Here is a 6217-nt window from a genome sequence, read left to right as displayed (position 1 = left end):
CGAATTGTGTGCCCTGGTGGTGGAATTGGTAGACACAAGGGATTTAAAATCCCTCGGCGTTCGCGCTGTGCCGGTTCAAGTCCGGCCCGGGGCACCATCTTATTCTTTGTAAGTAAAGAAATGGCGCGTTGGCAGAGTGGCTATGCAGCGGATTGCAAATCCGTGGACCTCGGTTCGACTCCGGGACGCGTCTCCATTCTCATTGAGAATATAAAGCCCGAGTGGTGAAATTGGTATACACGACGGATTCAAAATCCGTTTCCTTCGGGAGTGTCGGTTCAAGTCCGACCTCGGGCACCAATTCAAATAATAAAGCCTCAGCTAACGCTGGGGCTTTGTTGTATCTGCAGTTCTATATTTTGTATTTTAATGGGATAGCAATGATTTCATTGTTATCTATCCCCAAATATAGACTCCCTACCAATTACAAATCAAACCCTCGCATTTTTTCAATAATCAACTCGGAGGCTCGTTGAAATACGGGGCCTTTAACGCCTTTCTGGTTGGTGAGCATTACACAGGGCCATAAAACCTCTTGTGCAGAAAATCCACTATCCTTTAATTTAGTCAGCTTATTATCAACAAAAGGCTCTGCTAAGTGGTCTGGAATGATTGCCCAAGAATGAGGTGTTTGACTCATACATTCGATCATGAGGTACACTTCAGTAAATAGACGATAAAAAGGGCTGAGAATGGCTAACTCGTCTAATTCTGCTGCGACAAAACTTTCTAAAATAAACTGAGGCTTAACTTGAAGATAGGAGCGAGTATAAGACTGGTTCTGATCTACGGTATTTTTATTTACATAAAGAGAGCAAGCGACCTGACCTAAAGTGAGTGCTTCAAGGCCATCTTGCGGCTTAGCTCGGTGAGATAAAGCTTGCAGTGTGATATCTATGCTTTGATTATCTAGTGCATGAATCGCCATTGCTTTATTTTGGCATAACCAATGAATTTGTGATGACGGGTATTCTTTAGATAGTTGAGCACTTATATCAGCAATAATACGACGAGGGATCACAATGTCATAACTAATGGTAAGACTGTCTTCTATACCGTGGAAAAGGTTATCAGCTAAGCTTTGAATCTCTTTGTGCTGTTCGAGTAACAACTTACTGTAGTTGTATATGTTTTTGGCTTCAGGTCTCAATATGGGGAGTTTTTTCTCACGATTAAAAAGCTCGATTCCTAGCTCTATTTCTAAATAACTTACCAATTGATGTATTGATGATTTATCTTTTCTAAGTCTACGCGCCGCAGCACTGAATGATCCCGCCTCAACTACCGCAACAAACGCATCTACTTGCTCAAACGTAAACTTTTTCATCCCTGACTCTCTAAATGATTTATGTTTGGATAATCCCAACATAACAGAGATTACTTGGTGAGAAAAGTGAGCAAGAATACTTCCGAATTAAAGAAAACAACAATGTGAATAATAACGTGAAGTATGAGGGATAAGTATTAATGGACAATACATCGAAATTAGCCCCCGATGCTAGTAATGCAAAAACGGGGATAGCAAAATGGTTTAGCTTAGTTATTTTGCTGATGGCACAGGTTGGTACAATGGGTGATAACTCAGGACTATCTGTTGCCACAGCATCGTTAATTAATGAACTTGGCGCATCAGTTTCAGATATCGCTTTCGCCAATGCCATGTATCCGTTGATTGCTGGTGCCTGCATGATTGCCGGTGGGATGTTGGGCTTAATTTGGGGGTGGAAACGCCTATTCCAAGTCGGTGCTTTACTGCTTTGTTTAGCAGAAATCATTGCTGCTTATACCGATAACATCCAAGTTTTTATTTTTGCCGCTCGCAGTTTATCAGGTTTTGGCGCAAGCTTTTTAATTCCAGCAGTACTTGGTTTGATCGTTGGAATTTATACCGATACCAAAGATCGAGCTATTGCATTTGGTGCCGTCGCAGCAGCAGTAGGAGTAGCAAATACGGCTGCACCATTAGTATTTGGCTTTTTGATTGATAAATTTGATTATCGTGTCGCTTTTGAAGCTCTAGCTATTTATTTTGGTGTAGTTTTTGTTTTAGGTTTTGCATTAGAAAAAATTGAAAAACCAACCGTAAAAATTAAGTTTGATTTTGTTGGTACGATTTTAGTATCGATTGGCTTACTTGCTGTGATCGTTGGTTTACTTAAAATATCGGAGTGGGGATTGATCTCACCATTATCACCAAGTTTCCATATTTTAGGTATCAGTCCTGCACTGCCGCTAGTTTTATTTGGTATTGCTGTTCTACTTATTTTTCTTAAATGGGAAAATCAATTTGAGATAAAAAACGGTGCATGTTTGATGCCGCAATCCTTTATTAAGACACCTCAGTTACGAGATGGATTATATATGTGTGGTATGGTCTTTTTTGTCTTAGGTGCTTATATTTTAATTGGTATCACCTATTGTCAATTAGTAGCAGGATACAGCGCAACAGATACTGCACTATTATTAATGGTGTTCTCTACCGGAATGTTGATTACCTCATTGGCCACTCCAACTAAGTTTGCTCATGTATCTTGTCGTAAATTGTGCATGATTGGTATTGGATTTTGCGTTCTTGCCGCAATTTCTGGAGCTTTAGGAACAGAGCTTGATTCCGTTAATATGATTTTCTTTGGTTCAGCACTCTTTACGGGTCTTGGCTGTGGTGTTATTGCTTCACAAGCTTCATTAATTGTGACGGCAGCAGTGAACCAACGAGATGCAACCCAATCGGGTGGTGTGCAGGCTACGTCCCGTAATATTGGCCAAACCATTGGTATCGCGGTATTAGGCAGTGTATTGATGTTCTCTTTAACTAATATGGTTAAATCCGATGCAGCTAATAGCGATTTGATCAGTGTTCAAACCAAGCAGCAAGTAGAGCAAATTGCATCAATTCCATTTTTAAGTGATAAAGATTTTACTCAATTGGTTGAAACAAATATTACCGAAAAACAAGACTATCCTGTATTAATTGATATTAATCGTGAAGCTCGTAAATCTGCTGCGCAATTATCATGGTTAGTATTAGCTGCAATGTGTTTTATTAGTATCTTCACTTTAACGAAAAATATTCCAAATTATTCTTTATCCAAAAAATCGTAAACAGAGGTATGTATTATGTGTACTCAAATTTCAATTAAAACATTACAAAATGATATTATTACTGGTCGTACTAACGAATTTGGACAGTACTATCGAAATAATGTGAGCTTTTTCCCTCGTAACTATGATGTACCAAACTTTGCTATTGGTAAAAGTACTAAATTAAGAAAAGCCAAATATGCCGTCATCGGATGTAACATTGGTGAGCTATTTGGTGAAGCGGCATCTGGCCTTGAATTTTTAAGTGATGGTTTTAACGAAGAGGGTTTATCGGTTGGTGTTTTATATTATCCAAATATGGCAACCTATGAGGTAGTAACAAAAGCATCTGAAGAAATGATTGATGTATTGGCAACGCCTTATTTAATTTTGTCTCACTGTAAAACGGTTGCTGAAGCCCGTGAATATGTTGAAGCGCACCAAGGTAAATTTGTTGTACTAGCAGGTGCAGATCAACCAGGACATTTCCTATTTATTGATAGAACGGGTGATGCTGCGGTATTTGAACCGGATCAAAAGGGCCGTATTGAAATTAAACCATCAAATGGCATCATGACCAACAGTCCTCAATATGAATGGCACTTAAAGAATCTTGGTGTTTACTCAAATATCCAACAGTTTGATACAGCAGATTCTGTGCTTCGTAATCTTGATGGTAGTTCTGCTCATTCTCTTGCTATTGAAGTTCTTCATCATGGTCTAGCATATATCGACGATAACTTGCGCCAAGGTGTTCTGGTTTATATCGAAAGTGAAAGAGTCAATTATGACATTCCTCGCGTTAATCTGCTTACTCTAGAGGGATTATCCAGTGCTTATCCATTTGTTCGCATGACCTCTCGTGTCGCTATTGATTTTTTTGGAATGACAGAGCCTGAAAAAACGAATGTTGATCATCTTCTGCCAATAGAGATACAAGTATGTACGTCAAGTGCAGATTCTGTGACTGGTTATCAGTGGCAGACGGTAGCTCGTTTTCATGAAGCGCATATTTTTGAAGCTATGGATAAATTAATTGATTGTTTGGCATCGCCTCAATATTTTGAGCAATGCGAAGAATGCAAAATGGTTTCTCCAGTCGGTTTTGCTGCTTGTTCGTGCCAGCAGCATCTTATTCACGCCGCATAATAAACTGTATGATACCCAACTGTTTTAAGGCTTGGGTATCATAAATAACTATTTTTATTACAGCTTTTTTGTAACATCCCAATAAACGATAGCCCAGTCACGGGATGGCTTTTTGATAACTTCTCCAAGCGCTTTCTTTTTAGCAAAGTACTCCTGCAATAAAGATTGTTCAGCATCAGTCAATGAACCTAACCCTAATTTAACTTGTTGTTCTAACTCTTCATAGGTTTCGACCGTTTTCTGACTGTTTGGGTTTGTTATATAGTTTAGTTTAGGATTAATACCTAATTCATGAAGAATATTAACGGCGTAGATATAATTAGGACCTGAGTTCACTTCACGTTTCAAGGCTCGAATGATCTCTGGGTCAATAAAAGAATCGTTCACTGTATGAGTGGTATAAACACGAAGTTTGGCCTGATTGTTTAGCTTAATAAGAGCCGCTTCTAAGTCTTGAACCAATGTTGATCGTGAAGCAATGGCAATATCACATTGTGGTATCTCTTGCCAAGAATCTTCCCAAGCTTTATTAATGAGATGAATATTATCAACATGTTGTGTATCAGCGCGATGTTGACAAATTTCTAGCATCTTCGGACTGTAGTCCACGGCATAAACATCATCAAACCAATCTGCGACAGAGAGCGCAATCGATCCTGTACCACATCCCATATCAAATAATGTCTTAGCATCTGAAAAATCCATAAAATCAATAAACTGTTCGACATAATGATCTTTTGCATTCACTGCTTTCTGAGGAAGTTGTTCAGCTTTTTTATCCCAGTGTTCTGGTGGTCTTGGGGTTGGGCGAACTTGTTTTATATGATTTTTATACAGCGTGGAAAAGCAAATGTTATTAATACCCATAATCAGACCTTAGATGTTTAACCTATTGATATTATATCTTTTTAGAAGACTTTGTTGATGATGAAATATGCAATCAATATACTCAATAGTGTTATCTATCTCATTTGTACATTCTGTGACGGTAAAGGCATTTTTAGGGACTTATGGTATAAACTAAACAGATAACGGGTTCATGAACAAAGGAAAGAGTATGAAGATAAGAACATCAATAGTGAAAGCATCGTACTGTTCAGCATTCATCGTGTTGTTATTGTCGGGTTGTGATTCAGCAGAAAAAGCAGAACAAGCCAATTCTGGATTACCAAGTTCAATTGAAGCCCGAGATGCATTTGTTGCCGATATTGTGGCTAAACATATTTATAAAGCGGGAGAAACACTTCCTGAAAATCCCAATGGTTATCCACCATATATTTATGGCACTGCTGATCTTAATAACAATGGCGAAGATGAAATTTTGATATTAATGCAGAATCAAGATTATTGTGGGAGTGGTGGATGCACAGGATTTGTCTTTGATAATAAAAAACAGCAAGTTGCGAAATTTACTGTTATGGATCGCCCGATACTATTAGGCAATGAAGTACATTTGGGATGGCACGATATTATTGCTTATAGTGATGGAGCAATGCATTCCTTACGTTATTCTGCAGATGGATACCCACTGAATACTTCAACTGCACCTATTTTTGATTATGAAACAAAGCAAAAAGAAGCAGTGGGGTTAGCTATGAATAGTGAATACTACAAGGACAATGGAACTAACTTAGTTCCCGCTTATCAGCAGAAGATTTTTGACTGTCAGAGTTGTTATCTCTTTAGTTATGATTATCAAGATGGCAGCGATAAAATTTCATATCTTGAAGTTAACGTTGACAGTAAAAAAGTCACACCTATAGAGGCAATAAAATAATATTACGCTTCTTTATTAAAGTGGCCTGATTGACCATATTTAACACTACTATTCTGATCTTCATTCTAGTTTCAATTTGTAGAGAAAGGATTGCTCAAACTTACCGTTATACCTGGCTAAACGCTGAGCCGAAATTTAGAGTAAGTCGTCTCTTATTTGAACAACTGATGCGGTAATAAATTGTTTTATTATAAATTATAGCCTCAGCAA

Annotated in this window: 5 protein-coding genes and 3 tRNA genes; 6 read left to right on the top strand and 2 right to left on the bottom strand. The window is 38.2% G+C overall.

Annotated features, from left to right (window positions below):
* Nucleotides 1-10 precede the first annotated feature (10 nt).
* The 3 genes from CTN07_RS07885 to CTN07_RS07875 all read left to right on the top strand — a co-directional run bounded on the left by CTN07_RS07885 (nt 11) and on the right by CTN07_RS07875 (nt 300).
* Nucleotides 11-97 (top strand) — tRNA-Leu (locus CTN07_RS07885).
* Between the two features lie 25 nt (nt 98-122).
* Nucleotides 123-196 (top strand) — tRNA-Cys (locus CTN07_RS07880).
* Nucleotides 197-215: 19 nt separating this feature from the next.
* Nucleotides 216-300, top strand: a tRNA-Leu gene (locus CTN07_RS07875).
* A gap of 124 nt (nt 301-424) precedes the next feature.
* Here CTN07_RS07875 and CTN07_RS07870 read toward each other — a convergent pair.
* Nucleotides 425-1327, bottom strand: a complete 903-nt coding sequence (locus CTN07_RS07870; RefSeq protein ID WP_005299766.1) for a LysR family transcriptional regulator — start codon at nt 1325-1327, stop codon at nt 425-427.
* 140 nt (nt 1328-1467) lie between these two features.
* Between CTN07_RS07870 and CTN07_RS07865 the strand changes: the two genes are divergently transcribed.
* A complete protein-coding gene (locus CTN07_RS07865) occupies nt 1468-3102 on the top strand; it encodes an MFS transporter (protein ID WP_005299765.1) in 1635 nt (544 codons plus the stop codon).
* Between the two features lie 15 nt (nt 3103-3117).
* On the top strand, nt 3118-4230 hold the full coding sequence (locus tag CTN07_RS07860; protein WP_005299764.1) for a linear amide C-N hydrolase: 1113 nt from the start codon (nt 3118-3120) through the stop codon (nt 4228-4230).
* Between the two features lie 57 nt (nt 4231-4287).
* Here the strand turns inward: CTN07_RS07860 and CTN07_RS07855 are convergent, their stop codons facing one another.
* Nucleotides 4288-5097 (bottom strand): class I SAM-dependent methyltransferase, encoded by an 810-nt coding sequence (locus tag CTN07_RS07855; protein ID WP_005299762.1) that lies wholly within the window; start codon nt 5095-5097, stop codon nt 4288-4290.
* Between the two features lie 190 nt (nt 5098-5287).
* Here CTN07_RS07855 and CTN07_RS07850 point away from each other — a divergent pair, with 190 nt between their 5' ends.
* Nucleotides 5288-6007, top strand: a complete 720-nt coding sequence (locus CTN07_RS07850; RefSeq protein WP_005299761.1) for a COG3650 family protein — start codon at nt 5288-5290, stop codon at nt 6005-6007.
* Nucleotides 6008-6217: the final 210 nt, after the last annotated feature.

The sequence above is a fragment of the Photobacterium damselae genome (assembly GCF_003026815.1).
GTDB classification, from domain to species: Bacteria; Pseudomonadota; Gammaproteobacteria; order Enterobacterales; family Vibrionaceae; genus Photobacterium; species Photobacterium damselae.
This window is presented reverse-complemented; position numbering and strand designations above follow the sequence as displayed.

Excerpts from the sequence above, each read along its gene's own strand:
- CTN07_RS07855 (WP_005299762.1), bottom strand. The coding sequence starts at position 5,097 with ATGGGTATTAATAACATTTGCTTTTCCACGCTGTATAAAAATCATATA.
- CTN07_RS07860 (WP_005299764.1), top strand. The coding sequence starts at position 3,118 with ATGTGTACTCAAATTTCAATTAAAACATTACAAAATGATATTATTACT.
- CTN07_RS07865 (WP_005299765.1), top strand. The coding sequence starts at position 1,468 with ATGGACAATACATCGAAATTAGCCCCCGATGCTAGTAATGCAAAAACG.
- CTN07_RS07850 (WP_005299761.1), top strand. The coding sequence starts at position 5,288 with ATGAAGATAAGAACATCAATAGTGAAAGCATCGTACTGTTCAGCATTC.
- CTN07_RS07870 (WP_005299766.1), bottom strand. The coding sequence starts at position 1,327 with ATGAAAAAGTTTACGTTTGAGCAAGTAGATGCGTTTGTTGCGGTAGTT.